Annotated in this window: 27 protein-coding genes and 1 pseudogene; 15 read left to right on the top strand and 13 right to left on the bottom strand. The window is 45.9% G+C overall.

Annotation, left to right across the window (positions count from 1 at the left end):
• Nucleotides 1–28 precede the first annotated feature (28 nt).
• Entirely contained in the window at nt 29–457 is a 429-nt protein-coding gene (locus ACSFXN_RS03655) for an isocitrate lyase/phosphoenolpyruvate mutase family protein (protein WP_437148828.1), read from the top strand.
• A 118-nt stretch (nt 458–575) separates the two neighbouring features.
• Nucleotides 576–1886 (top strand): MFS transporter, encoded by a 1311-nt coding sequence (locus ACSFXN_RS03650; protein ID WP_437148827.1) that lies wholly within the window; start codon nt 576–578, stop codon nt 1884–1886.
• A 310-nt stretch (nt 1887–2196) separates the two neighbouring features.
• Here ACSFXN_RS03650 and ACSFXN_RS03645 read toward each other — a convergent pair whose 3' ends face one another.
• From ACSFXN_RS03645 to ACSFXN_RS03630, 4 genes are all read right to left on the bottom strand, one after another.
• On the bottom strand, nt 2197–2547 hold the full coding sequence (locus tag ACSFXN_RS03645) for a DUF2178 domain-containing protein (protein WP_437148826.1): 351 nt from the start codon (nt 2545–2547) through the stop codon (nt 2197–2199).
• Entirely contained in the window at nt 2537–2776 is a 240-nt protein-coding gene (locus ACSFXN_RS03640) for a helix-turn-helix transcriptional regulator (protein ID WP_437148825.1), read from the bottom strand. The genes ACSFXN_RS03645 and ACSFXN_RS03640 overlap by 11 nt, the downstream gene beginning before the upstream one ends.
• 214 nt (nt 2777–2990) lie before the next feature.
• Entirely contained in the window at nt 2991–3941 is a 951-nt protein-coding gene (locus tag ACSFXN_RS03635) for an SDR family NAD(P)-dependent oxidoreductase (RefSeq protein WP_437148824.1), read from the bottom strand.
• On the bottom strand, nt 3938–4543 hold the full coding sequence (locus ACSFXN_RS03630) for a hypothetical protein (protein ID WP_437148823.1): 606 nt from the start codon (nt 4541–4543) through the stop codon (nt 3938–3940). The genes ACSFXN_RS03635 and ACSFXN_RS03630 overlap by 4 nt, the downstream gene beginning before the upstream one ends.
• A gap of 144 nt (nt 4544–4687) precedes the next feature.
• Here ACSFXN_RS03630 and ACSFXN_RS03625 point away from each other — a divergent pair, with 144 nt between their 5' ends.
• Both ACSFXN_RS03625 and ACSFXN_RS03620 read left to right on the top strand, forming a co-directional pair.
• Entirely contained in the window at nt 4688–5359 is a 672-nt protein-coding gene (locus tag ACSFXN_RS03625; RefSeq protein WP_437148822.1) for an HAD family hydrolase, read from the top strand.
• A gap of 265 nt (nt 5360–5624) precedes the next feature.
• Nucleotides 5625–5696, top strand: coding sequence for a hypothetical protein (locus ACSFXN_RS03620; RefSeq protein ID WP_437149155.1), 72 nt, complete (start codon nt 5625–5627; stop codon nt 5694–5696).
• A gap of 57 nt (nt 5697–5753) precedes the next feature.
• Here the strand turns inward: ACSFXN_RS03620 and ACSFXN_RS03615 are convergent, their stop codons facing one another.
• Nucleotides 5754–6338 carry a TetR/AcrR family transcriptional regulator gene (locus ACSFXN_RS03615; protein WP_437148821.1) on the bottom strand — a complete coding sequence of 195 codons (585 nt, stop codon included), beginning with the start codon at nt 6336–6338 and terminating at the stop codon, nt 5754–5756.
• 147 nt (nt 6339–6485) lie between these two features.
• On the opposite strand from ACSFXN_RS03615, the gene ACSFXN_RS03610 reads away from it, so the two are divergent.
• Complete coding sequence (locus tag ACSFXN_RS03610; protein WP_437148820.1) at nt 6486–7220, top strand: glucose 1-dehydrogenase; 735 nt, start codon at nt 6486–6488, stop codon at nt 7218–7220.
• 328 nt (nt 7221–7548) lie between these two features.
• Here the strand turns inward: ACSFXN_RS03610 and ACSFXN_RS03605 are convergent, their stop codons facing one another.
• Complete coding sequence (locus ACSFXN_RS03605; RefSeq protein WP_437149154.1) at nt 7549–8898, bottom strand: sigma-54 interaction domain-containing protein; 1350 nt, start codon at nt 8896–8898, stop codon at nt 7549–7551.
• Between the two features lie 276 nt (nt 8899–9174).
• Here ACSFXN_RS03605 and ACSFXN_RS03600 point away from each other — a divergent pair, with 276 nt between their 5' ends.
• The 6 genes from ACSFXN_RS03600 to ACSFXN_RS03575 all read left to right on the top strand — a co-directional run bounded on the left by ACSFXN_RS03600 (nt 9175) and on the right by ACSFXN_RS03575 (nt 15904).
• The gene (locus ACSFXN_RS03600; RefSeq protein ID WP_437148819.1) at nt 9175–10194 is read left to right on the top strand and encodes an NAD(P)/FAD-dependent oxidoreductase; all 1020 of its coding nucleotides are present in this window, start codon (nt 9175–9177) and stop codon (nt 10192–10194) included.
• Between the two features lie 42 nt (nt 10195–10236).
• The gene (locus ACSFXN_RS03595; RefSeq protein ID WP_437148818.1) at nt 10237–10485 is read left to right on the top strand and encodes a ferredoxin; all 249 of its coding nucleotides are present in this window, start codon (nt 10237–10239) and stop codon (nt 10483–10485) included.
• 43 nt (nt 10486–10528) lie between these two features.
• The gene (locus tag ACSFXN_RS03590; RefSeq protein ID WP_437148817.1) at nt 10529–11611 is read left to right on the top strand and encodes an aromatic ring-hydroxylating oxygenase subunit alpha; all 1083 of its coding nucleotides are present in this window, start codon (nt 10529–10531) and stop codon (nt 11609–11611) included.
• Nucleotides 11604–13055, top strand: coding sequence for an aldehyde dehydrogenase family protein (locus tag ACSFXN_RS03585; RefSeq protein WP_437148816.1), 1452 nt, complete (start codon nt 11604–11606; stop codon nt 13053–13055). Before ACSFXN_RS03590 ends, ACSFXN_RS03585 begins: the two co-directional genes overlap by 8 nt.
• A 20-nt stretch (nt 13056–13075) precedes the next feature.
• The gene (locus ACSFXN_RS03580) at nt 13076–14167 is read left to right on the top strand and encodes a tartrate dehydrogenase (protein WP_437148815.1); all 1092 of its coding nucleotides are present in this window, start codon (nt 13076–13078) and stop codon (nt 14165–14167) included.
• Nucleotides 14168–14347: 180 nt separating this feature from the next.
• A complete protein-coding gene (locus tag ACSFXN_RS03575) occupies nt 14348–15904 on the top strand; it encodes a BCCT family transporter (protein WP_437148814.1) in 1557 nt (518 codons plus the stop codon).
• A gap of 76 nt (nt 15905–15980) precedes the next feature.
• On the opposite strand, the gene brnQ is transcribed toward ACSFXN_RS03575, so the two are convergent.
• The 3 genes from brnQ to ACSFXN_RS03560 are packed head-to-tail and all read right to left on the bottom strand — an operon-like array spanning nt 15981 to nt 19367.
• On the bottom strand, nt 15981–17345 hold the full coding sequence (gene brnQ / locus ACSFXN_RS03570) for a branched-chain amino acid transport system II carrier protein (protein ID WP_437148813.1): 1365 nt from the start codon (nt 17343–17345) through the stop codon (nt 15981–15983).
• 39 nt (nt 17346–17384) lie between these two features.
• On the bottom strand, nt 17385–18368 hold the full coding sequence (locus ACSFXN_RS03565; protein WP_437148812.1) for a proline dehydrogenase family protein: 984 nt from the start codon (nt 18366–18368) through the stop codon (nt 17385–17387).
• A 15-nt stretch (nt 18369–18383) separates the two neighbouring features.
• Nucleotides 18384–19367, bottom strand: a complete 984-nt coding sequence (locus tag ACSFXN_RS03560; protein ID WP_437148811.1) for a proline racemase family protein — start codon at nt 19365–19367, stop codon at nt 18384–18386.
• Nucleotides 19368–19549: 182 nt separating this feature from the next.
• Here ACSFXN_RS03560 and ACSFXN_RS03555 point away from each other — a divergent pair, with 182 nt between their 5' ends.
• On the top strand, nt 19550–20923 hold the full coding sequence (locus ACSFXN_RS03555) for a sigma-54 interaction domain-containing protein (protein ID WP_437148810.1): 1374 nt from the start codon (nt 19550–19552) through the stop codon (nt 20921–20923).
• A gap of 250 nt (nt 20924–21173) precedes the next feature.
• On the opposite strand, the gene ACSFXN_RS03550 is transcribed toward ACSFXN_RS03555, so the two are convergent.
• From ACSFXN_RS03550 to ACSFXN_RS03540, 3 genes are all read right to left on the bottom strand, one after another.
• A complete protein-coding gene (locus ACSFXN_RS03550) occupies nt 21174–22229 on the bottom strand; it encodes a hemolysin family protein (RefSeq protein WP_437148809.1) in 1056 nt (351 codons plus the stop codon).
• A 70-nt stretch (nt 22230–22299) separates the two neighbouring features.
• Nucleotides 22300–23604: a hemolysin family protein gene (locus ACSFXN_RS03545; RefSeq protein WP_437148808.1), complete on the bottom strand. Its 1305-nt coding sequence runs from the start codon at nt 23602–23604 to the stop codon at nt 22300–22302.
• A 38-nt stretch (nt 23605–23642) separates the two neighbouring features.
• Nucleotides 23643–24029 carry a MerR family transcriptional regulator gene (locus tag ACSFXN_RS03540; RefSeq protein ID WP_437148807.1) on the bottom strand — a complete coding sequence of 129 codons (387 nt, stop codon included), beginning with the start codon at nt 24027–24029 and terminating at the stop codon, nt 23643–23645.
• Nucleotides 24030–24361: 332 nt separating this feature from the next.
• On the opposite strand from ACSFXN_RS03540, the pseudogene ACSFXN_RS03535 reads away from it, so the two are divergent.
• From ACSFXN_RS03535 to ACSFXN_RS03525, 3 genes and pseudogenes are all read left to right on the top strand, one after another.
• Nucleotides 24362–24687 (top strand): annotated as a pseudogene (locus tag ACSFXN_RS03535) (YnfA family protein).
• A 95-nt stretch (nt 24688–24782) separates the two neighbouring features.
• Complete coding sequence (locus ACSFXN_RS03530) at nt 24783–25088, top strand: hypothetical protein (protein ID WP_437148806.1); 306 nt, start codon at nt 24783–24785, stop codon at nt 25086–25088.
• 79 nt (nt 25089–25167) lie between these two features.
• Nucleotides 25168–25614, top strand: a complete 447-nt coding sequence (locus ACSFXN_RS03525; protein ID WP_437148805.1) for a methionine sulfoxide reductase — start codon at nt 25168–25170, stop codon at nt 25612–25614.
• Nucleotides 25615–25675: 61 nt separating this feature from the next.
• On the opposite strand, the gene ACSFXN_RS03520 is transcribed toward ACSFXN_RS03525, so the two are convergent.
• Entirely contained in the window at nt 25676–26530 is an 855-nt protein-coding gene (locus ACSFXN_RS03520) for a metallophosphoesterase family protein (RefSeq protein ID WP_437148804.1), read from the bottom strand.
• Between the last annotated feature and the right edge of the window lie 30 nt (nt 26531–26560).

Genomic DNA, 26560 nt, shown 5'->3' with positions numbered 1-26560 from the left:
TCTTGTGATCATTGCCAGGACAGACGCATTGGCTGTTAATGGGCTGGACGATGCGCTTGACCGGGCAAGCGTGTATAAAGAAGCTGGCGCTGGTGTGTTATTCATCGAAGTTCCGACTTCTTTGGGAGAAATGAAAGCGATTACAACTTCGCTGCAAGGGATTCCCCAACTGATCAATTTGGTTGAAGGAGCCAAGACGCCGCTGATCAGCCTGACAGAAGCGGAAGATCTGGGCTATCAGATCGTGCTTTGTGCTAATACCGCTTTACGGGCATCGATCCAAGGAATGAAACAGGCATTAAGCATATTGCATGCCGATGGCTCCCAGAAAAACTTGAATGAGGCTATTTGTTCCTGGGAAGACCGCCAAAAGTTGTTTAAACTGAGCCAAATAAATGAGTGGGAAGAAAAATACTTGTCTATTGAAGCTAAGGAAGAAGTCAAAATACCGGAATAGCGCTTAAAACTGGAAAGCGGCAATCTGATCTCGCAGTAAAAATTCATACATTCAGCCATGACATACACCATAGAGGGCATGCGTATTTTCTATAAACCAATTATAGGGAGGCTCGTTTATGACAAGCAGCGTTCAACCGCAAAACGAAAAAATGGATAAAGCGAAGTACAAAATTTTCTTTGGTGCTTATATTGGCTGGATCTTTGATTATTACGAAATATTTGTTTTGAGCTTCCTCGTCATCCCGATGGCAGCGGCATTGGACTTATCAACTGCACAAGTGGCTGCTGTTTTTTCTGTTCAATTGGCTTTCTTAGCCGTTGGCGGCGTTGTCTTCGGCTATTTGGGGGACCGGATAGGGCGGAAGAAAATCCTGATCGCCACTTTGGTGATTTTCTGTTTAGCGACATTGATGCGCGGATTTACATTCGATTATGAATGGCTGATTTTCTGGACAGCCATTGCCGGATTTGGCTTAGGCGGGGAATACGGTGCGGCGCAGGCGCTTGTCAGTGAGTCTGTCCCTTCCAGACAGCGCGGATTCTGGAGCAGTATGCTGTATGGCGGCGCTTATATGGGGATTTTCCTGGGGGCTACAGTTGGAGGGTTCATCCTTCCTTTGATCGGCTGGCGCATGACCTTCATCATTTCTGCCCTGCCGATTCTATTTGCTCTTTGGCTCAGGAGAGATGTAGAAGAGTCGAAGGTATGGGAAGCCGATGTGAAAAAGCAGAAATCGCTCGAAAAAGTGGATTGGCGCAAAAAATACGGCCTCAGAAGATTTTGGAAGCCATTCACCATTGCGTTAATAGCAGCGGTGCTGCAATATTTCGCTTACTATGGCATCACCAATTTCCTGCCGACCTACTTAGTGAAATACGAAGGATTCGAAATGGGGGCTGCCGGCTGGTGGCTGTTCTTTACAGCCTTTGCAGGTCTGGTCGGTTCCTTCATTGCGGGCTATACAACCGATAAATGGGGCCGGAAAATCACATTGAGCTATTTGGCGTTTGTCGCGGCACTTGGCGGGCTGGCCCTTTACTTTACTTGGGCAAGCTTGATTAACTCCTTGTGGATTCTCGTGCCTATCTTCTTCCTGTATTTCGGTTCCAATGGTGCTTCTGTATTCGGCTCGCTGTTCAGTGAAATTTTCCCGACCGATGTACGGGCCACGGGGATTTCATGGGCTTTGCAGATCGGACGCGGATTGTCCGCCTTCCCGCCGTTGATCACGGCAGCGGTATTTCCGGTCTACGGCTATCAGCCGATTATACTGGGCGGTGCAGGATTGTTCATGCTGCTGGCGATATGGGCCTGGGTCTTCCCGGAAACGAAAAACCGGCGCTTGGATCACCTCGATGATGTGACGAAGACCGCTAAAAATCCAGCGGAAAATCCGGAACTGCAGCCGGAGACTTCCGCGCCTTGATATCAATTTAAGATTCAAATAAAGAAGGAAGTCGTTGAAGTTTTATGCAGCAATTTTAGTTGTGTTAATTTTGGTTACTTATATTCCTTGGATTTCTTCGTATTTACCATCATTAGCCGGGTATTGATATTTTTTAAGAAGGTGAATAGATTAGTTAGGGAATTGATTGATTTTAGGCATCTCCACAATGAAATGCCAGTTAGACTTCTATTGAATAAGCGTTAGACCGGTAGCTATAAAAAGAGCGCCTTTGTTGTGTTAAATTAAACAACAAAGGCGCTCTTTTTAATTTTAGAGTATTACATTTTGGTCAACTTAGAAAATCTTTTTGGTACCGAATAGCTAGGTAAATGCCTGCAGCGAGAATCGCAAACGAATATTTGTACAAAAAGAAAATTTGCCACATATATTCTTTCGGGAAAATCATATCGCATAAAATGACGACACATAAAATGATAAATGCACTGTTCAACGATATTTGCTTTGTTCTTTCATCCTCTCTACCGATTTTCTGGTGGAATACGTAGGTCAGGATACAGGCGATAAAAAGCAGGATGAAACCGCTGCCAATAAGAATATTCCAATTTCCAGCAGATTGTTCGGCCCAGGACTTTAACGGATGAAAAATGGCGTTAGAGATAGCTTCAAAATTATTCGTCAATTTGGTCACTTCCTTTCACATAAGTAAAAATGTCGTTTACATCAACTTCGAAAAAATCGGCGATCCGAAATGCCAATAGGAGAGTCGGAACATAATTTCCTTTTTCCATGACGAAGATGGTTTGTTTGGAAACTCCGACTTTTTCTGCTAATTCCTGCTGAGACATTCTGGCAAGTACTCGATATTCATACACTTTATTTGAAATCGAATCACCAAAATTCTTCTTCATAACCATCACCTCTTAACAAGACTATAAATTAATTAGTTATAAAAGTAAAGTAAACTTATAATTTTTTAAAGTAAAGCATATTTTGTTCCGTCTAATTTGAGGTATTTGCTGCTTGAAATAATAAAAATGCTTAAGGGATGGTTCCCATAAGCATTTTTCCTTTGTCGTATTTTGGAAGTGAAGCGCTCTATTTCCATTCCCATAAATTCGGGCATTACCCCTGAAGCTTCCCAGCCGTAAACCCGCCATCGATCGGCAGCATAACACCGCTGATTTGACCGGCGAGATCCGAACAAAGGAACACGGCCGCATTGCCCACGTCTTCCGGGGAGGCAAGCTTGCCGGAAGGGAGTGTGGCCTTGATGGCTTCCGCTTGTTCCGGTGCCGCGGCGAACCAGTCTTCGACAGCAGGCGTCGAGGTGATGCCGGGGCAGAGGGCATTCACGCGGATGCCTTGCCGGCCATATTCCAGCGCCACGGTTTTGGTCATGCCATTGATTCCGAATTTTGACGCGACATAGTCGACGATGTTCTGCACGCCTTCGAGCCCGGCACCGGAAGAGGTGTTGACGATGGATCCTCCGCCGGTTTTCAGCATCGCTCTCACTTCGTGCTTCATCGAATAATAAGTGCCGTACAGATTGGTCTTCATGACCCGGTCAAAGTCGGCGCTGTCGGATTCCGCAATGGGAGCGATTGAAGCGGTGATGCCTGCATTATTGTGGGCGAAATCCAGCTTGCCGAATACGTCTACTGTGGCATCGATCAGCGCTTTCACGTCGTCTTCGCTCGACACGTCGCAAAGGAAGAACGCCGCCGCACCACCCGCTTCTTCGATCATGCGGACCGTTTCCTTGCCGCTTTCTCCGTTGATATCCGAGACCATGACTTTTGCGCCTTCCCGTGCAAATGCCAGCGAACTGGCGCGGCCAATTCCCGATCCTGCTCCTGTCACCAGTCCCGCTTTGCCTTCCATCAATTTCATCACTCCAATTCCTCCTTTTGGTTTTGATCTCCTATATCCCATTATAATCCGAGGCGAAATCAATAAGAATAATATAACGGAAAATTCGAATAATTTATTACGTGTGCAAACTGAATAGGCAAAAACAGCACGCAGCTTCATCAGGTCCTTGATGAATCCGCGTGCTGTTTTTATTTTCAAGATGAATTTTTCTTATTCATCCACATCACGAGCAATGGCCCGAGAATCGGAATCCATGCAAGCCCTTTAGCTTTCGCCTTTGGGCAGTACCGGTTGACGGCATAGACGGACAAGCCCCACAGGACAAACCAGTCGACGGTCATGACGGACACCAGACTGGAGGCGAAGAAAGCCTCACGGTAAGCTTCCGGCGAAAATCCCTGGAGCAGTGTCAGAAGGATGCCTGCCCAAATCAGCATCAGGACGAGGAGCCAGAACCGGGAAGACAGGAACTGCATGAGCCAGCGCGGCGTCCGGACAGTGGTGCTGCTTTTCGCCGGCCGGTCGCCGAACGCGAAATACGGCAGGAGTGAGAACGCGCCGATCCCAAAAGACAGCAGAGCGAACGGCCACGCTGGCCACCTTTGGCGGTCGTGCAAAAGCAGAATGGTCAGGAATACGAGCGGGAACAGGCCGAGTGAATTGAAGACGGCAAGAACCAATGGATCGATTCCGTTCCAATCTCCACGCAGTATAGCAGAAAGTATAGGGTCAGGGTCTTCACCGGGTGCCAGAAATGCAGCGTAGCCGATCAGGACAAGCCAGACAATCAGGAAGATCATGTCATCACTCCTTCTTTCCATCATACAGTAGAAGTAGGGGAAGTTATAATTCAATGGAGACTGTTTTAACGTAATGGTTTTGGTGAATGGTAATAGTAAAGAGAATGCAAAGAATAGATTTCTCAACAGAAAGGAAGCTGCACCATGATAAAAGGAATCATTTTCGACTTTGACGGACTCATACTCGACACCGAAACGCACCATTACCGGATTTTGCAGGACATGTTTGCTGAATACGGGAGCGAATTGCCGATTGAGCGCTGGCAGCAGGAGATCGGGACGCAGACCGGCTTTTCACCGTTTCATTATCTCGAAGAACTGATTGAGCAGGAAATCGAGCACAAAGAATTGCAGGAACGGTTAGTAGAAAAGTTTCACGTGAAACTAATGAAGGAAAAAGCGCGCGACGGCGTAGAGGATTATTTGAAGGCCGCAAAAGAGCTCGGCTTGAAAATCGGGCTTGCTTCCAGCTCCGATTATGAATGGGTTTCCAAATACCTGAAAAACCTCGGGCTGTTCGGCTATTTTGAGTGCATCCGGACATCAGACGATGTCGAGAAAGTGAAACCGGATCCTGCCCTTTACATTAAAGCGGCAGAATGTCTGGGGCTTCGTCCGGAAGAATGCGTGGCATTCGAAGATTCGGCGAATGGCGCGATGGCCGCGAAACGGGCCGGCATGGGCTGTGTCATTGTACCGAACGAAGTGACCCATACAATGGATTTCTGTGAAGTTGAACACCGCTTGTCTTCAATGGCGGACATGCCGCTTGAAGAGCTGATCGAGCATTTGAACGGCTTGAAAGTTTCAAAATAAAAAACCCGGAGGCTAAGAACTGCGGGTTTTTGTACATAAGCTGTGGATAGGAATGGATTCTTTCCAATCCGGGTTATCCACATGTGGATAACCATAAAAGACTGACGAAACAGGAAAGTTATCCCCGTTTACGGATGAAACTGTCCACATATCCAGTGCCCGCCAAGGAAATCGGCGGGTTTTTATCGTTATGCAAAGTTTTTGGGGGTAAGGGGAATTCTATGCTCAGATTTTTTTCAAATTAATCACCTAAACCACTCTTTGGCTGGCATCTGACGCTTCTTCTTACGTGACAGGCACGACCATCCATGCAGATGCAGGCTATACATCCAGATAAATTTCTTGAAAAACCCGCCGATCTTTCTGATTGGCGGGTTTTTCATTTTATTAACAATTAGTCGTTGATGACAACTGCTCCACCATACATCCTGCCATGCAGATCCGCCAGTTTTTTAGCCATCGCTTCAGGGGAATCCTTGAAATCTTCCTTCAGCCAGTGGATGAAAAATCCGAGGCTGCCATACGTCATGAAGTAATTCAATGCAGGCACTTCCGTGTCGCTCGCTTCTTCCAGCCGGAGTTCGGTGGCCGAAATCTGTACCAGGCTTTCGCAGAACTGGTTTTGCGACCCCGGCAGCACTTCCCCTTTGATGACAAGGGAGGAGATAAACTGGTTTTGATAGATGAATTCAAAAATGGGGAGATGGCGCTGTGCATCGGTGGATGAAAAGCGCTCCAGATACTGAAAGCTTTTGCGGAAATAAGACTGAAGCTCCTGCAGATAATCATCGACGATCGCAGCCAACAGCTCCTGCAGGTCTTTGTAATGCGAATAGAATGTCACGCGGTTGCATCCGGCCTGTTGTGTGACTTCAGTGATCGACAGGCTGTTCAGCTCTTTTTTTTTCAATAAGGCCAGTAACGCCGTTTTCAGCTTTTTTTGGGTGCGCAGGATACGCCGGTCTTCGCTAATTGTCATGTTGTAGCCCCCTGTTTTGTCCAGAAAAGAAAGGATTATTGAATTTATTATGACATCAATGCATTTGGATGGACAAGTATATAATTTATCTGTAAATTTACAGATGTAGTTTAATTTAATCCATTTGAATTTCAGGAGGAATAAAACATGGCTCGTTTAGAAGGAAAAGTCGCCATTATCACAGGAGCGGCACAAGGAATGGGTGCGGCGCATGCGAAAAAATTCATCAAAGAAGGTGCAAAAGTCGTTTTGACAGACTTGAACGAAGAAAAAGGGCAGGCCTTTGCAGCAGAACTTGGCGCCAATGCATTGTTCATCAAGCAGAATGTCACCAGTGAAGCGGACTGGACAACAGTTGTGGAACAGGCTGAAAACGCATTCGGCCCGGTCAATGTATTGGTCAACAATGCCGGCATTACGATGGCCAAATCGATTCTGCAGATGACAGAAGAGGAATACCGCCGCATCGTCGATATCAACCAGGTGTCCGTGTTCCTCGGCATGAAAACGGTCATCCCGTCCATGCAGCAAGCGGGCAGCGGCTCGATTGTCAATATTTCATCGATGAACGGACTGGTAGCCGGCGCCATCGGCTACACCGACACGAAATTTGCGGTACGCGGCATGACGAAAGCTGCTGCGGTGGAATGCGCGAACTACGGCATCCGTGTAAACTCGGTGCATCCAGGCGTGATTGCGACGCCTATGGTCGTACAGGAAGATACCAAAGCAGCTGTAGAGGAATTTGCCAAGCACATCCCGCTGAAGCGCGTCGCGCAATCGGAAGAAGTATCGAATCTCGTCCTTTATCTGGCGTCTGATGAATCGAGCTATTCTACGGGATCTGAATTCGTCGTGGACGGCGGCTTGACAGCGCAGTAATCGTTAACAAGAATCAAAACAGATAGGCCCGCCGATCATTTCCTGATCGGCGGGCCTATCTGTTTTTCCTGCGAGTTTCAGATCATTTCTTTCGTTATCAGAAACGTTCTTTCAGTTTTTGACAGTGGCTGCTTCATTTGACTGGAATTTCTTTTCGTCTGCTGATGGAAGAATCTTCAGTTCTTCCCTGTAATTGCTGATGGCACGTTTGGAAATGGGAATTCCTTTGCAAGAAGCAAGATACTCTTCTATTTTTGATCGGAATAGGGGTTGCATTTATTTTACTGGGAATAAAGGACAAGAACTGGTTGAGCAGGGCAGGGCAAGTTTATTGCACAGAGCCGGAAATTAAATCCGCACAGTATTCCCTGATCAATTTAGATGCTTTTGTTTGGCTTAGCCCCAAATCGGACGCCACTTTTCTTGACGAACTGTGTTTTTGGTAAGACTTTCTGACAAGAATCTTTGTTGTTTCCTCAAGAGCTTCGCTGAGTTTGGCGGGCATTGGGTGAGTTGAAAAATGCTCCACACTTTCTTTAATAATATCCGGCAAATCGGATACTTGGATGATTGAATCGCTTACTACAACCAAACGTTCCACTAAATTCTCCAGTTGTCTCACATTGCCCGGCCATAAATAATCCATAAAAATGTTCAGACATTCCTCTGAGATCATTTTATTTTCGTTGTATTTGTCGTTAAATTTATTTAAAAAATTATAAGTCAGTGGAATAATGTCCCCTTTTCTTTCGCGGAGAGGGGGAAGGTGAATATCAATGACATTTAAACGGTAAAATAAGTCTTCCCGAAACTGTTTATTCTCCACCATTTCCAACAAGTTCCGGTTTGTTGCAGTGATAATGCGGATATCCACTTTCTTTGTTTCATTGCTGCCGACAGGAATGAACTGCTTTTCCTGAATGACTTGAAGGAGTTTGGCCTGTACAGTCAGCGGGATTTCTCCTATTTCATCCAGGAAAATCGTGCCTCCGTTCGCTGCTTCGATCAGGCCCTGTTTCCCTGCCTTGCTGGCTCCCGTAAAAGCGCCTTTTGTATAGCCGAACAGTTCTGATTCCAATAATTCTTCCGGTATTGCTGCACAGTTGATTTTTACGAACGGCTTATTTTTCCGTTTGCTAATTTCATGGATAAATTGGGCAAGCACGCCTTTTCCTGTACCGGACTCTCCGAGAATCAAAATGGTCGATTCGGTAGGCGCTACCTTTTTGCAAAAACTCAGGATTTTTATGATTGCACTGCTGTTTGTAATCATTTTGCTTTCTTCTTTTAATAACTGAGTCGAATTTGACTCATTTCCTTCCTTTTTTGCTTCAAGCATTTTATAAGTCTGGGTTTCTGCGGATGTAATGACGACGAGGTCGATTTCTCCCTGGTCATTCAATATGGGAATCGCTGACGTTGTCAGTTCAGCACCGATGTAAGTTTGCTGTTTCATATAGCAAGGTTCTTTTTTATCATAAACTTCAGGAACAATCGTCGGAGTCCAATAGCCTTTTTCAAACAGATCCATGCTGTAATTCCCGATGACATCGGAAGGCTTGAGTCCATAATGCTTTTCACAAGTGCGATTTACGTAAAGAATTCGCTTATCTCCATCAAGTACAAAGATTTCATCAGAAGAATGATTGAGAATCTTTAGGAGAGTTTGCAAAGTCATTTCCACATTTTCATTTTCCTCTTCCAATTTTTTCAATAAAAGCGCCTCCTTTTTAAAGTGAGTTGTATTTGACTAATAATTTTTTATTTTGAGTCAACTATAACTCGAAATGAAGATGCTTTCAGTATCTATTTTAATTAAATGCTTAGATAGCAATGATTTTCAAGGTTGGCATGGGAATTGCTTATATTAAGTGAACACCTTAAAGAAAAGCTTCTCGTCAATTGCCGAGCTGCCAGCATGCTCGAAAAAGAAAAGTATTCAGGAGGTATGCATATGCAAAAACAAGTTGAAGTATTCGATATCACAATCATTGGAGGAGGTCCTGTAGGTTTGTTTACCGCCTTTTATGCAGGAATGCGGCAAACATCGGTGAAGATTATCGAAAGCCTTCCGCAACTGGGCGGCCAGCTGTCTGCCTTATACCCTGAAAAATACATTTATGATATTGCAGGGTTTCCTAAAGTAAGAGCGCAAGAGTTGGTAGACAGTCTCCTGAAACAGATGGACCAATTTGAAAATACGGTCTGCCTTGGGCAATCAGTGGAAAACATCGCTCGTACTTCTGATGGAATGCTTGCGATTATGACCGATAAAGAAATCCATTATACAAAAGCCATCATCATTACTGCGGGAAATGGAGCTTTTCAGCCGAAAACGATGAAAATGGAAGGCGAGAAAAAGTTCGAAGATACGAATCTACATTATTCCGTCCGGAATTTAAATCAATTCGCAGGCAAGAAAGTGGCCGTATTCGGCGGCGGCGATTCAGCGGTGGACTGGACATTGATGCTTGAACCGATTGCTGAGCAGGTGACGCTGATTCACCGCCGGGATAAATTCCGGGCGCATGAACACAGCGTCGAGTTATTGAAGAAATCTAAAGCGAAAATCTTAACGCCTTATATTCCGGCTGAGTTGATTGGTGCCGAAAAAATTGAGAAAGTGGCCGTAAAAGAAGCGAAGACGGAGAAAAGACTGGAAATTGAAGTGGATGACGTCTTGGTCAATTACGGCTTTGTTTCCTCGCTAGGTCCGATCAAAGAATGGGGACTCGAAATCGAAAACAATTCAATCGTTGTGAATTCCAGAATGGAAACAAACATTGAAGGCATTTATGCTGCAGGGGATATTTGTACGTATGACGGAAAAGTGAAATTGATTGCCAGCGGCTTCGGTGAAGCGCCGACGGCAGTAAGCAACGCAAAAGTGTACGTCGATCCGAGCGCGAAAGTACAGCCGCTCCACAGCACGAGTGTCATGGGCGAAAAAGAAAAAAGCGGTTTGCCTGTTTAAGGTGGGTCTCTTCATTCACATATGGAAAAAGGAGGTTTTAAAATGGCGAAGTATACAACAGTTGACCGGGAAACTTGCATCGCTTGCGGTGCTTGCGGAGAAACAGCGCCTGAACTCTTTGATTACGATCACGAGGGGCTTGCCTATGCTCTCCTTGACGACAACGCCGGTGTAACAGAAGTGCCGGAAGAATACGAAGAAGATCTGGAAGATGCTTTTGACGGCTGTCCTACAGATTCCATTAAAATGGCGAGTACACCTTTTGCCTGCAAAGCGATGCAAGCAGGCTGAACGAACGAAAAATTCTATTATCCAATTTGGAGGAGGAAAAATTATGGCTTACAATCCAGTACAGAATACAACCACTCGGACTTTCGAAAGAACATTGACTTACGACAAATACACAGACCCGAAAATACACGATTTGGAGATGGACCTGGTCTTCTCAAAAAGCTGGCAGCTGGTCGGGCACACCAGCCAATTAGAAAAAGTGGGGGCGTTTTTCACTACAGAAGTGGCGGGAGAGCCAATTCTTGTTACACGCGGCAAAGACGATATCATTCGCGCTTTTTACAATGTTTGTCCTCACCGTGCAACAAAACTTGAAAAAGCGGATGCCGGAAACAAGAAAATTCTTCAGTGCAGCTATCATGGGTGGACATTCAAGCTTGATGGAAAATTGAATAAAGCGGCTAATTTCCGAGGCGAAGATGCGGCTTGTGTGCAGGATGCATGCTTGCGTTCTGTCCGGATGGAAATCCAGGAATCGTTGATTTTTGTGAACCTGGACGATGAAGCAGCACCTTTGATGAATTCCTACGGCGACTTTTTTGAAAAGCTAAGCAAATTCCCGTTTTTGGGTGAGTTGAAAAGAACTCATCAAAAAACCCGTGCCATCAAAGCAAACTGGAAAGCCTATATCGACAATTACCTGGAATGCGACCATTGCCATGTAGCGCATCCGGATTTCGTAGCGACGCTTGATATGAACGATTACCAAATTATCACTTGCGACAATTATTCAATACAAGGAACAGTGGTGAAGCAAGACAAAAATTACGGGACAGTAAACTTGAATGACGCGGAGATGCAAGGAGGTTCATTCTACTGGTTATGGCCGAACTTGATGGTGACAATTTATCCTGGACCCGGCAATATGGCAACCATCCAAATGGTTCCGGTTGATGCTAACAACTCCATTGCTGTTTACACCTATTACTTCCGTGATGAAAATCTGTCGCAGGACGAAAAAGATTTGATGACTTTCGCGGAACAAGTTCGCCAGGAAGACATTGAACTGATCGAAATGGAACAAATCGGATTCCGTTCCCGCGCATTCAAGCATGGCAGATATTCAGCTTCGGAAAAAGCGATTTTGCAGTTTCACGAAATGGTATTGGAGGCCCTCGATGAATAAATTATTAAATGAAGTAAAACAGAAAAAACAGTCGCTATGGATTAACGGAAAAAAAGTCGAGACAAAAACGCATGCTCCTCTGTATTCGCCTTATTCCGGTGAAGAAATTGCACAGATAGCCATTGCGGATAAAGAATGGGTTGAGCAGGCGATTGGAGCGGCTTACCAGGCCCGGGGGACAATGGCTGCTATGCCGGCTTACAGACGAGCGGAAATTCTGGAAAAAGTCGTTGAAATCTTAAAAGACAGAGCAGAAGAAGCGGCAATGATTATTGCATGCGAATCATCAAAACCCATTATGTTCGCAAGAGCGGAAGTGGATCGTACCATTGAAACTTACAAGTTTTCTGCCGAGGAAGCAAAACGGATTACAGGGGAAACCATTCCATTTGACGCAGCGAAAGGCGGAGTGGGACGAGTTGGCTATACAACGAGAGAACCGATTGGTGTCATTGGCGCCATTACACCTTTCAATTTTCCTTTCAATCTTGTGGCTCATAAAGTCGGTCCGGCTATCGCAGCAGGCAATACTGTTGTATTAAAGCCGGCTTCTCAAACACCGCTGTCCGCTTTGTTTATCGCGGAAGTCTTCGATGAAGCAGGACTTCCGGCAGGCGCACTGAATGTCGTAACAGGACCAGGTGGAATAGTAGGGGACGCGATTGTCGAATCTGAGCGGGTGAGCATGGTGACATTTACCGGAAGCCCGGGCGTCGGCATCGGCATCCGCAATAAAGCTGGATTGAAAAAGACGACGCTTGAACTTGGCTCCAATTCGGCGCTGATTATTGATAAAGGGGTGGAAATTGATCAAATCATTGACCGTTGCATCATGGGTGCTTTTTCCAATCAGGGGCAAGTCTGCATTTCCATACAGCGAATTTACGCGCACGCGGATGTATATGATGAGTTCTTAGAGAAATTTACAGAAGCTGCAAAAAAGCTGAAAATCGGCAATCCTCTTGAAGATGATACTTATGTTTCCGCCATGATCAGCAAAAGGGAATCCGAGCGGATAACAAGCTGGATTGAAGAGACGAAAGAAGGCAGCGCTGTGTTGGCGTCAGGAGGAGAAATTCAAGACGGCATTTTGAAACCTACTATTATTACAGGAGCAAGCAGCGAGTTAAACGTTTGCTGTCAAGAAGCGTTTGCGCCTGTTGTTGTTGTCAACAAAGTGGACAACGTAGATCAAGCGATTGAGCAAGTGAACGATTCCCGCTTTGGTCTGCAAGCAGGGATCTACACGAATAACGTCAGCAATGCCCTGTCTGCATCACAAAAATTACATGTAGGTGCGGTCATCATCAATGACGTGCCGACTTACCGTGTAGACCAAATGCCTTACGGCGGTGTGAAAGAAAGCGGAACGGGGCGTGAAGGCATTAAGTATGCGGTAGAAGAAATGACTGAAATGAAATTGGTTGTGTGGAATCACAACTGAAGAATGAGGGAGGCCATAGAATGAAAGAATTTAAAATAGCAGTCATAGCGGGTGACGGCGTCGGTCCCGAAGTAATTGGCGAAGGCATCAAAATATTAAATAAGGTGGCCGAGCTCTCATCCGAAATGAAGTTTACCTTCACTTATTTTCCATGGGGATGTCAGTTTTACGCGGAAAATGCTAAGATGATGGACGATGATGGGATTGAACAATTAAAAGAGTTTGATGCGATTTATCTGGGAGCAGTCGGATTTCCAGGGGTTCCTGACCATATTTCACTTTGGGAACTGCTGCTGAAAATTCGTAAAGACTTTGATCAATACGTCAACATCCGGCCTGTCAAACTGTTGAAAGGCGCCTATTTGCCGCTTGCGGACACGAAGCGCGAAGATATCGATATGCTGTTTATCCGTGAGAATACAGAAGGTGAATATGCTGGAGCGGGTGATTGGCTATTTAAAGACCAAGCGCACGAAGTGGTAATGCAAAACAGCATATTTTCCAGAATAGGGACAGAACGGATTATCCGCTATGCATTTGAAGTTGCAAAAAAGGAACGACGTTCATTGATAAGCATTTCCAAAGCGAACGCGCTCAATTATTCCATGGTATTCTGGGATCAAGTCTTTGAAGAAGTCAGCGCGGATTACCCGGAAGTTGAAACAGCTTCTTATTTAGTCGATGCGGCTGCGATGCTGATGATCAAAGATCCAAAGCGTTTTGAAGTGGTGGTTACATCTAATCTGTTCGGTGACATTTTGACGGATTTAGGCGCGGCTCTTGCAGGAGGCATCGGCCTTGCCGCAGGAGCCAATATTAATCCAGAAAGGAAATATCCTTCGATGTTTGAACCGATTCATGGCTCTGCTCCTGACATTGCAGGGAGAGGAATTGCCAATCCGCTTGCAGCCATCTGGTCGGCGAGCCAGATGCTCGACTTTTTCGGGTATGAGGATTACGGGAGAATGGTATTGGAAGCCATGGAGCAGCTCTTGGAGGAAAAGGAAATATTGACCCCGGATATGGGGGGGGCGGCTTCCACTTCTGAAGTGGGGGATAAAGTGGTTGATCTTATCGGCTCGGCCGTTGCTTCCTTCAGTTTGAAAATGTAAAATGGCTTAAAGAGTGTGGCAAAAGGTCTTCTGCCACACTTTATTATTCCTGGAATACTCGTTACTGTTTGTTCATGGATAATAAAATCAAATTTTTCACAAAAAGAGGAAAGCGCTTACAGTTTTCTTTGTTGTAGATAACTTATAAAAATAATAATTTGATTTATAAGGAGAGATTTGATGAATGGAAAAAAGACTGTATTTTATGTCTCTTTAGCCCTTAGTCTACTGTTAATAAGTATCGGTGTTTTTATGCCGGACCAATTAGAGCAATTTTCTGCTTCGTCATTAAGTTTTATCTATAATAATTTGGGTTGGTTCATTCTTGGAAGTGTATTTATCTTCTTTGCATTTTGCATGTATATTGGGCTTTCAAAATTCGGCCATATTCGTTTAGGCAAAGATTCTGATCGCCCTGAGTATAAAACAGCCACTTGGATTGCCATGCTGTTCAGCGCCTCCATCGGAATCAGTCTTGTTTTCTGGGGTGTTGCAGAACCCGTTTCCTACTATACTGATCCTCCATTTGGAAAAGGGTCTTCTGAAGAGTCAGCAAAACTCGCCATGCAGTTTGTTTATCTGCATTGGGGCGTATCTGCTTGGGCTTGTTATGCTCTTGTAGGAGTGTCTTTGGCATTCTTCCATTACAGAAAGAATCTTCCGTTTTCATTAAGTTCTGTTTTTTATCCATTGCTTGGAGACAAAATCAAAGGTTCTTTCGGGAAAGCGATTGATATTATCGTTATTCTTTCAGTTGTGATCGGCATTGCCACGTCACTTGGTTTCGGTACGCTGCAAGTCAATAGCGGGATGAACTTCTTATGGGGCATACCGGTGAATATCAGTACCCAAGCCATTATTATTTTGGTTGTTTCCGGTATTTACATTGCCTCTACCATTTCAGGGCTTCAAGGAGGAATGAAACATTTATCCAATCTGAATATGCTGCTGGCATTTGCTTTATTGGGATTCGTTCTATTTCTTGGACCGACTCAAACTATATTCAAGATTTTTTTCCAGGGAGTCGGCGATTATGCTCAAAACTTTCTTTATATGTCTTTCCGGACAGAACCCTATAGCGACGGTTCTTGGATTGCCAATTGGACATTGTTTTATTTTGGCTGGTGGATTGCATGGTCTCCGCTTGTCGGCAGCTTTGTAGCCAGAATTTCCAAAGGCAGAACGATTAAAGAATTCATGATGGGAGCAATCTTTATACCTGTTCTGGGGTCTTTCTTCTGGTTTGCCGTTATGGGCGGTTCAGCCATTCATATTATCCAGAACATGGGGAATACCGAGCTCGCAACAGCTGTATCAACTGATGTAACATCCGCTCTATTCAAGTTTTTTGAGTACTTCCCGATGAGTGTATTTTTGAGTGTTCTAGCGATGGTACTTGTACTTATTTTCTTCATTACCTCAGCAAACTCGGCAGTTTTCGTGTTGGGTATGATCAGTGAGAATGGAAATCCCAACCCCTCCCATATGACTAAAATTATTTGGGGAGTTGTCATTGCAGCAATCTCCATGGTACTTATCATGACTGGCGGCTTGTCCGGCCTTCAATCAGCACTTGTAGCAACAGCCATTCCTTTAGCTATTTTGATGCTGGTTATGTGTTATTCGACATTTAAAGGGTTGAGGCAGGAGTTTGTAGTTTCTGAAAAGGGACAAAGCATAGAAATTGAACAGAAAATTATCGTTATAGAGAAAAAGGCAGAAGCTAAAAAAGCATGACGTTACAGGAATTTAAAAAGGCCCACCGATTTGAAACAAATCGGTGGGCCTTTGCATATCTATTAAACAATTACAATTAGTTTAAGTTTACGTTTTCGCTTGTCGTAGCCGGTATCAATTCGCTGTCTTCCTGACGCATTTTTGCAATCAGGAATCCGACGGCAAACCCGACAGCGCCGGTGGCAATCCAGCCGGCCCCGTTTTCAAACAGCGGGATAAAGCCGAATGCCTGGTTAATGGCATCAGGTGCAATGCCTGCTTCCTTCAAAGCATCCAGTACCGCGATGATGCCGACGCCGATCATGGTCCCGACATAGACGGAACGGCGGCCTTTAAACAGGTTGTTCGCAAAGATCAGAACGATCAAGGCGATGGCCAGCGGATACAGCAGCAGCAGGACCGGGGAAGCCATCGTTAGAATCGTTGTTAGGCCAAAATTCGTAATAATAAGTCCCATCAATGAAAAAACGATCAGCCATTTTTTATACGAAATAGATGGCATCAGGCGTTCAAAATATTCAGCGACCGCTGACAGGCAAGCGACATTGGTCGTGATGCCTGTCAGGAAAATGACGGTACCGATAATGAAGATGCCGAGTTGGCCGAACAGCACAACCGCGCTTTGCGCGAGCACTTCGCCGCCATTTTCTTTATAGCCGATCTGATCAAGACTTGTTGCGCCGAGCCAGGCCATTGACACCTGCAGCAGGACAAGGCCTATGATGGTAATAATGCCAGCTTGGATGAATACTTTTGAAACCATCTTCGGTGACTTGATGCCGATGGCACCGATCGACTTGATGAAAATGCCGCCGAAGACGAAAGCGGCAAGTACATCCATCGTGTAATAGCCTTGTGTGAAGCCTTCCAGGAAAGCGCCGCTTGCGGTTACATATTCGCCAAGCGGCTTGCCGAATCCGCCCATCGGCGTAATCAGCGATTTCGCAATCAATACAACCAACAGTACCCCGAATATTGGCGTGATGATTTTTCCGAGCCGGTCGACGAATTTTGTCGTGTTCCACGACAAGATGACCGTCAGAATGATGAAAAGCAATGAGAAAACGAACAGGAACAGGGCAGTATTCGTGCTGTCGGGCAATAGCGGAAAGACCGCGATTTCATAGACCACGGAAGTTGTCCGCGGGATAACGTAAATCGGCCCCAGCGTCAGAAACAGCAAGACAGAAAAGACGATGGCGAAAACCGGGTGAACACGCGAAGCCAGTTTTTCCACGGTCCCCCCTCCGCGTGTCAATGCGATGATAGCAAGCAGCACGAGCCCGACGCCGGTTACCAAAAATCCTGCCATGGCAATCCACGTGTTGGTTCCTGCCTGCTGGCCAACCATCGGAGCGAAAATGACGTTCCCTGCACCGAGGAACATGGCGAATAACATAAATCCGATTGCGAAAATCTGACTGAATTTAACTGATTCCATCTTAACCTTCCCCCTTGTATGTGTAATATGGAGCTTTGGTTATCCTTTTGTCGATCCTTTGCTTAAACGGCCAAGCAGGAACATGCCCATTCCCATGCCGATCAGGGTGTTGGTTTTTTTATTGAACGCTTGTTTGGCGACCAGGTTTAAATTCTGCGGGCGTTCTGCCAACCGGCGCATGAAGTAGCCATACCAGTCATTGCCAAAAGGCACGTATGTACAGAAATGATATCCTTTTCTTGCCAGCTCCAACTGCAGGTCTTTGCGGAAGCCGTACAGCATCTGGAATTCGAACTTGCTGTTCGGGATATTATGTTCTTTTACGAACTTCACGACATGGTTGATGACGTGATGGTCATGCGTCGCAATCGAAGTGAATTTTCCATCTAGCAGATGAGATTCAATCAGCTTGATGTAATTGGCGTCAATTTCCGCTTTTTCCTGATAAGCAAGTTCCGCGGGTTCTTTATAGGCGCCTTTAACGATGCGGAGCCGGTAATCGTTGTACTTGTCCAAGTCTTCTTCCGCGCGGAAGAAGTACGCTTGGATGACCGTCCCGATGTTGTCATAGTCCCGGTAAAGTTCTTCAAGAATGTCGAATGACGGCTGCAGATGCGAATGGTCTTCCATATCGAAATTGACGAAAATGCCGTACTCATGAGATTTTGCTACAATTTCGCGCAGATTCTCCAGGCAGAAAGCGTAATCGATGTCCAATCCGAGCTGACTTGGTTTCAATGAAATATGGGCGTCCAGTTGATAATGGTGAATGGCTTTGATCACTTCAAGAATCTGTTCTTTCGCCTGGAGCGCTTCTTCTTTTTCAAAGACGAATTCTCCGAGGTTATCAATGGTTGCGGAAATTCCTTCTGCATTCAATTTGCGGATGCTCTCCACCATTTCGTCAATTGTTGTGCCGGCAACGACCGACTGGGCTCCAAGTTTCAAGCCCCAGCGTTTTGCTGCACTGTTCAATGCTCTGTTTTGCGATAACATGATAAAGAAATTCTTCGTTGCATTCATTTTTTCAGCCTCCGTTTATTTTAATAGAAAACCTTCTGTAAAAGGGTCTGTTTTGTCCAAAGAAAACTGGTGCCTGCCGGTTACCCAGGCAGAGCCGGTAATTTTAGGGATGATCGCTTTGTAATCGCCGACTTGTGCGTCTGCCATGATCGCTCCCCTGAATGTGGAGCCGATAATGCTTTCCTGGATGATTTCTTCGTTTTTCCCTAGCGGCAAAGTAGCCAGTTTGGCACACGTGCCGGTTCCGCAAGGGGAACGGTCGAGCTGGCCATCTCCGAAAACCACTGTGTTCTTGTAATGATTCTTTCCGCGCTTCAAACTGAATTCCACCAAGTCTACGGTTGTAATCTCGGGGATTTCCGGATGAGTAATGGTCAGCTGTTCATTTGCCGCGTTGCGTATGGCGACTCCGAGGCGGGTGATTTGATCTTGTTCGTCGATTGTCAGCTGAAGGCTGAACTGTGCCGCATCTACGATCGAAAAGAAGCTTCCGCCAAAAGCGATATCCATCCGGACCGGACCGATTCCCTCCACTTCGACACTAACGTCCTTCATCAGCAAAAAGGAAGGGACATTGATGAAAGAAACTTCTTTAACCCGGCCATTTTCATAGCTGACAAAGCAAGTGACAATGCCGGCGGCCGTGTCCAGCAGCAGCTTATCTTTTTTCTCCGTGATTCCATTATCAATAGCTACTGTCACTGCCGCAATGGTGCCATGGCCGCACATATTCAAGTAACCGCCGGAATCCATGAACAGGAGCCCTAAATCACAGCCGCTGCTGCACGGTTCTGTCAATACTGCGCCGAACATATTCAAGTGGCCTCTTGGCTCATGCATTAAAAGTTTTCGGATGGAATCCATATGCTTGTGCATATACTGTTTTTTCTGCATCATGGTGTCACCATGGATTTCCGGGATACCGCCGATGACAATGCGGGCTGCTTCACCCATGGTATGGGCATCTATTGTTTGAATCAGTTGTTCGGAAACAATCATTCGGTTACCTCCTCTGAAATGTAAATGCTTACATTTTTATAAATAAGCAAGAACCGTGCCAACTTTTAAAACATGCAGAGACATAAGGTTTAAAGAATACTCTGTTATATCGTGTGTACATTATCTTTACAAAAGTGTAAACTGTATTTTACTAATTAATTTACAAAGTGCAGGTGAACCGATTGACTGAAAAAGTAAGAAAAGACGAATCCTTTTATTTGAAGGCTCTGCTGAGTATCAGCTCCGAAGCTGTCTCCATTGTCAATGCAGCAGGGGAAGTACAGTACTGGAGCAGACAAGCGGAAAAGTTATACGGCATTCCCATCAGCGAAATTTTAGGCCAGAAGATAAATGACTTTTTTGAAAAAGAGGACCTGAAGATCCTGGAAATCTTGGAGTTGCAAGAACCAGTTTTCAATATCTATCATCAGCCGAAACCGGACAAGCATGTCCGAATCAGTTCTGCCCCGATTTTTGACTCCGAAGGAAAGCTTGTCGGCGCCATTGCCATCGACCAGGACATTTCAAATATCGTGGAACTGAATGAGAAATTGTCGTTGACGACAACGGAACTACAGAAAATAAAACAGCAATATAATTTAAAGGCGCAGAACGGTCCGTTATCCAACGTCAAAGGGCATAGTGCGGCATTGCAGACAGTGAAAACCCTGACCCTCAAAGTAGCCAAAACAAATGCCACCGTATTGATACAAGGGGAAAGCGGAGTGGGCAAGGAACTTTTTGCACAAGGCATCCACGAAGCAAGCAGCCGAAGCGGCGAACCTTTTATCCCGATCAATTGCGGCGCTATTCCGGAAGCCCTTTTCGAAAGTGAATTTTTCGGCTATGAAAAAGGTTCTTTTACCGGAGCGGATAAGAACGGCAAAGCAGGGAAAGTCGAAAAAGCTGACGGAGGAACTTTATTTCTGGATGAAATCGGCATGCTGCCACTTGATATGCAGGTCAAATTGCTGCGGGTTCTACAGGAACGGGAAGTGTACCGGATAGGCGGCCATGCACCGATGAACGTCGATATCCGGATTGTTGCAGCGACAAACAGCGATTTGGAGGAGATGGTGAGGGAAGGGCAGTTCCGGGAAGATTTGTATTACCGGCTGAACGTCGTCACCTTGAACATTCCACCGCTTCGTAAACGGTCAGAGGATATTCCAGTTCTAATGAAGACGTTCATCCAGGAGTTCGCATATAACTATCACCAAGAGCCTCCGGTTCTGTCGGAAGAAGCGCTGGAAATGTGCAAAAGCTATCATTGGCCTGGAAATATCCGTGAACTGCGGAATGTTGCAGAGCGCATGGTCATTCTGATCGATGCGCCGACCATCCAGCCTGAAGACCTCCGGCAAATCATGCCGCATCTAAAGGAAAGAGTTGAACCGAGGCCAGGCGGTCTGGCACAGGAAAAGGACCATTTGGAAAAACAGCGCATTGCGGACGCCTTGTTGGAAACCTATGGAAATAAAAGCGCAGCGGCCAAACTGCTCGGGATTTCCCGCGTCAGCCTGTATAAGAAAATTAGCCAGTATGGTCTGGAGTAGATCTGTCAGAATTCCGATTTGATTTCAATCCAGAGATAAAAAGGGTATACGCTGTGATTCTATTTGAGGATATTTTCAACGAATCGGAATTTAGTAATATTCCATTGGAAAGGGATAGCTATTAAAGAGCTGAAAGAAATTAAGCCTTTGCAATTGGAAACTTGAAGTGAAGATGGAACATAAGATAGAAAGCAAAAAAGAAGAGGCTGCCAATCGGCAATCTCTTCTTTTTAGTGTATAAAAATAGATTTTAAGCAGGGTCAATGCTGATGGATTCATCGCTGATTTCACCGACGATTTCCTCTAAAATATCTTCCATCGTAACGAGTCCAACAGTGCTGCCGTCTTTGCCTGTTACAACTGCCATGTGAATCCGGCTTTGCTGCATTTTCGTCAGGACTTTCTGGATCGGTGTGGTTTCCGGGAAACTCGTCATTTTGTGGATGAACGACTCCGGCTCCTGTGTTCTTCCGGCAGCCATGCTGGTCAGCAGCTCTTTCGTATTGATAAAGCCGAGAATGCGGTCTTTGTTGCCGCCTTCAGTGACCGGGTAGCGTGTGTATTCGTGCTCATCCAGTGCTTCAAAAAATTCCATGCGTGACAGTCCTTGATCAACCGTCACCATTTGATCGCGCGGAATCATGATGTTTTTGACAATGCGGTCATCAAACGCGAAAATGTTCTTTAAATACGTCAATTCGGTTTGGTTGATCTCGCCGCTTTTGTAGCTTTCCGCCATGATGAGCTTCAGTTCTTCTTCCGAATGGGCTTCCTCATGTCCTGATGGCTCGACTTTGAAAAGTTTTAATAACAAACGGGCAGACCCGTTCATCAGCCAGATAAACGGATTCATGATTTTTCCGAACCAGTAAAGCGGAGGAGCGAGCAGCAAAGTCATCCGTTCAGCAAACTGAATCGCTAAAGTTTTCGGCGCCAGTTCTCCGATGACCACGTGCAAGAATGTCACAATTCCTAGAGCGATTGCGTAAGAGAGGGCAGTAGCCAAAGCTTCCGGCACCGCAAAGTACTCAAATGCCGGATGCAGCAGGCGTTCTACTGTCGGTTCCCCTAATGCCCCGAGTATCAGGGCCGTTATGGTAATGCCGATCTGGCAGGCTGACAAATAGTAATCAAGTTCGTTTGCCACTTCTTTGGCACGTACTGCTTTTTTATTGCCTTCTATAATCAGTTGGTCGATCCTGGACATGCGCACCTTCAAGATGGCGAACTCGGCACCGACGAAGAACGCGGTCGCGAGAATCATCAATACGATGAGCAGTAAGTTGATTGTTATTTGTCCATCCAATATGGTTCCCTCGCAATGAGGGATTCACCTCCAATTATTAATTCATTCCATTTATAAGCTGTTTCCAAACTTAAGAGAGTTCCTGATGGAACATGACCTGCTTGATCTGCTGGTGGTCCATTTCGGTGACGGTCCATAAGGTGTTGTCTTTGCTGAGCGTATCGCCGGGTTGGACTTCACCCATGCTTCTGTAATGAATCCAGCCGCCGATGGTGTCGATGTCTTCGCTTTCATCAAAGATTAAGCCGAAACGCTCCTCCAGATCTTTCAGCAAGACCCGTCCATTGATCAAGTACTGGTCTTCACTGACTTGGCTGATATCCGGCTGTTCATCGGCATCAAATTCGTCGCGGATTTCGCCGACAATTTCTTCCAGGATGTCTTCCAAAGTAATCATCCCCGCGGTGCCGCCGTATTCATCGGCCACTACGGCGATATGGACATGGGCATGCTGCATTCTCAAAAGAGCGTTCTGGAGGCCAGTTTGTTCAAAAACCGTCGGCAATTCCCGGACAAAATCCGCAAGCTGCCAGTGCCGGCCGGCCACGATATGGGGGAGCATCTTTTTGGCGCTGACAAAACCGATGATGCGGTCTTTGTCGCCATCTTCTGTAACCGGGTAGCGCGTATAATTATTTTCATCCAGTACTTGGATGATTTCTTCCTGCGGCATATCCTTGTCGAGTGTCACCAGTTCCGTACGGGGCACCATGATTTCCTTGGCAGCGCGTTCGTCAAATGTGAAGACGTTCTCCATATAGGACAGTTCAGTTTCGTTGATGGCCCCGCCTTCGTGGCTTTGGGCCATGACAATTTTCAGTTCATCTTCCGAATAAGCCTGTTCCTGCCCGGCCGGCTGTACGCCAAAGGCTCTCAACAGAACTTGGGCGGCACCATTCAGCGCCCAGATGAATGGCTTCATGATTTTCCCGAACCAGTAAAGGGGAGGGGCGAGAAGCAAAGACATTTTTTCGGCGTACTCGATTGCCAATGTTTTCGGCGCCATCTCGCCGACCACGACGTGCAAATACGTGACAAGCAAAAACGCGATGGCGTAGGAAGCCGCCGATGCCACTGAGTCGGAAACGGCGAAGAATTCGAATATCGGATACATCAGACGTTCGACTGTCGGTTTCCCGAGCGCCCCGAGTCCAAGGGCTGTTACCGTGATTCCCAGCTGGCAGGCGGACAAGTAATAGTCCAAGTTGCCGGCTACTTTTTTGGCCGTTATCGCTTTTTTGTTTCCTTCTGCTATCAGTTGGTCAAGGCGCGACATGCGGATTTTGACAACCGCAAATTCGGCTCCGACGAAAAAGGCGGTCAGACCGATTAATATGACCAATAACGCTAAATTCAGTATTGTAATTATATCCACTAATCTTCCCTGTAAAAGGGATTCACCTCCAAAATTAATTACAGCAAAGTGAGCAATGCGGTGATCGCCGCCATTTTATTCTCCAGCGCCTTGCTGGTTTGCACTTTCACCTGAATGGGTGCGTCTTTCAATTGTTCTTCCAGCCGCGTAATCTTGCGCTGCAGGCAGTCAAATTCTTCAATGACATCTTCCATTAACTTTTCTGTTTCCGGCATGCCGCCTAATTTCAGAACTTCTTGGATCTCGGCAATGGACATGCGCTGTTTTTTTAAAAACTGAATCCGTTCGAGGGTGTGCAGAACAGTGTCAGGGTAGAGCCGGTAATTGGCTTCAGACCGTTCAACAGCCAACAGCCCGCAATTTGTGTAATAGTCAATGGTTCTCGTGGACACACCACTCAATTTTGCGACTTCACCAATTTTCATCAATCCCTTCCCAATGCACACACCTCCTTTTTTGTTAAGAATATCCTACCACATTCAATTTCCAAGCATACAGCAATACGTGATGGTTTAAAGCGTCATTTGTAAATTGACTGAAAAGTCCGCCATGGTTTCGACAAATTTTAGGGATTTAACTGCGTATCGCGTTATTTTCTTTGGAGGCTTAACTGCTTTTCAGTGGCGGTCTCAATTACCGTTGAAAAATTTTAATGAAATAGTATTTTCTGAATTAAATGTTACGATTAAAGCAGAGTGAAATTCAGATGACCAGACGTTTACCGATAGAGCTGGCAGACTGGGGGGAAGCATCAGCAATGATTATTACGATTTTCTTGTTTGTCATCGCGGGGCTCGCTGAAATAGGCGGCGGATATTTAATCTGGCTATGGCTGCGGGAAGGAAAGCCGTTGTATTTGGGGATCTTCGGCGGCATAGCGCTGGCTTTATACGAAGTCATTGCGACTTTCCAGTCCTTTTCTTCATTCGGCCGGATTTTCGCTGCCTATGGCGGCATTTTCATTGTCCTCTCCGTTTTATGGGATGGGGAATCGATAAAAAAACACCCGATCTGTATGACTGGATCGGGGCGGGCATTTGCTTGGTCGGTGTTTCCGTGATGCTATGGGCTCCACGGGGATAGCGGAAGTTATTGCATACATATGAACATTTCTCGGAAAGAGCTTGGAATAGAGACAATGTTGGTCCGAATAAAAATCCTTTCGATAGAGGTGGAAAATGAAAAATACGTGGATTGCCTATCAAACAGCCGTGCTGCTGCTCCTGGTTGCTGTGATTCTTCTGGGGCTGCTCGTTAACCAAGGGGACAGTATAGAAACTAAAAGCATTATTTTTGCCCAGGCGGCTATTTTGTTAAGTGTTTTTAATATTGTCATAGCGATGCCGGTTTGGCTGATTGTGCTGGTGATAAATAGAAGGAAGATGGATAAAAAAGCGTGGGGAATCGGGTTATTGCTGTTTCTGCTTTTTGCCGGGCTGGCTGTTATTCCTTTTGTGGAAATGCTTGGCTATATGTACTTCTAAAACAAATCACCTAGTTGTCTCTTTTCCTTCAGGAACTTTCTATATCTATCATAAAGACCTGATAGAGGGAGGATTGAAAATGGGGAAAGAGTTATATTTGAAAAAAATCGTCCATGACATTTACGGGGAATTGTATCAATTCCTTGAGATGGACGCAGAAACCGGGCAGGAACAAGTGATCAACCCTTTCGCTACGGGGGTGTTCCTGGAAACTGTCCAAGAGCCAGAGCCGGAACTGCTTTACATCAAGTCGAAGCGCGGTGCGGATGCCAGCGGCTATTATAAAGGCAGCCGCTTTGTCGTCAAGCAAGGCTCCAAATTTGCCAGCACCACTTCGCCGAAATGTCCGAAAAAGTATATAATTTCCCGGGAAATACTGATGCTTCAAAAACGGGTCATTCCTTTTGGGGAACAGCTTCTGGTCATGGAGGATATTGAATTTGATTCGCCGGCAGCAGCGATGGGTGCGGCAATCGGCGGCTGGGTGAGAGGGGCGCACGACTGGAAAGAACAGCAGATGAAATGACCGTAAATATAAGAATCCCCCGTTCAACTCGAACGGGGGATTTCTATATGGCCATAATCTGTTAGACTTTCTCAGGCTCCTCGGAAACAGAAACCGGAAGCGGAATCAGGTGCTTCATATCGCTGTCTGTGCCAAGCGGATGCGGGTTCAGCTGGAAGTGATTGATGGCGTCGCCGACCACTTGCGCGTGCTTATTGAGTTCGGGATCGTACAGGTCGACCGTGTCGATGGAGATATGCGAGTCGGACACTTCGATGACACGCACAGCCTGTTCATCAAGCACCGCCGCAATCTGCAGAAAGTTCCATTGCTCTCTTTCAGCGACGGAATTGAAGTGGTTGTGGCCGTTGACATAAAGGCCGCAGCCTTGTTTTTTGCTTAACAGTTCCCATACCGGGATATCCGGATGGATGCTGAGCATGGCCTGATTTGAATTTGTGGTAGTGGCATGGACCGGATGATGGGCAAAGACAAGCAGCGGAAGCTCTCCGCTTTCTTCAATAACCCCTTCCAGCCAATCGAGCTGTTCCGCATCAAGCGTGCCGCCCCAGTCTTCAAAGTCCTGTTCTTTTGCTGTATCGAGAAAGACGAGTGCCGCGGAATCGGTCCGGAAGGCGCGGAATCGCTGCTGCTTCGTGACCATAAGGACTTCTTCGCGAGTTGACCCGTAAATATCATGATTTCCTAAAACGTGGACGAATGGTTTCTGATGCTGATCGATGATGGCGTAGACTTCTTCCAGTTCCTCTTTCCATCCGTAATTCGTCAAATCCCCAATGGATACATACAAATCTGCCGGAATCGAAAAAAAGCGCTCCAGAAATGTTTCATAAAACACTTTCCGGTCTTCCTCGATAAACGCATAACCATCCTCTAATGCCGGGTAATGCAAGTCGCCGATTACTGCAATCTTCAAAGTCTCCATCTCCTCTCATTCGCTTACCTT

It is taken from the genome of Planococcus sp. 1R117A (assembly GCF_051417975.1).
Classification (GTDB): domain Bacteria; phylum Bacillota; class Bacilli; order Bacillales_A; family Planococcaceae; genus Planococcus; species Planococcus shenhongbingii.
This window is presented reverse-complemented; position numbering and strand designations above follow the sequence as displayed.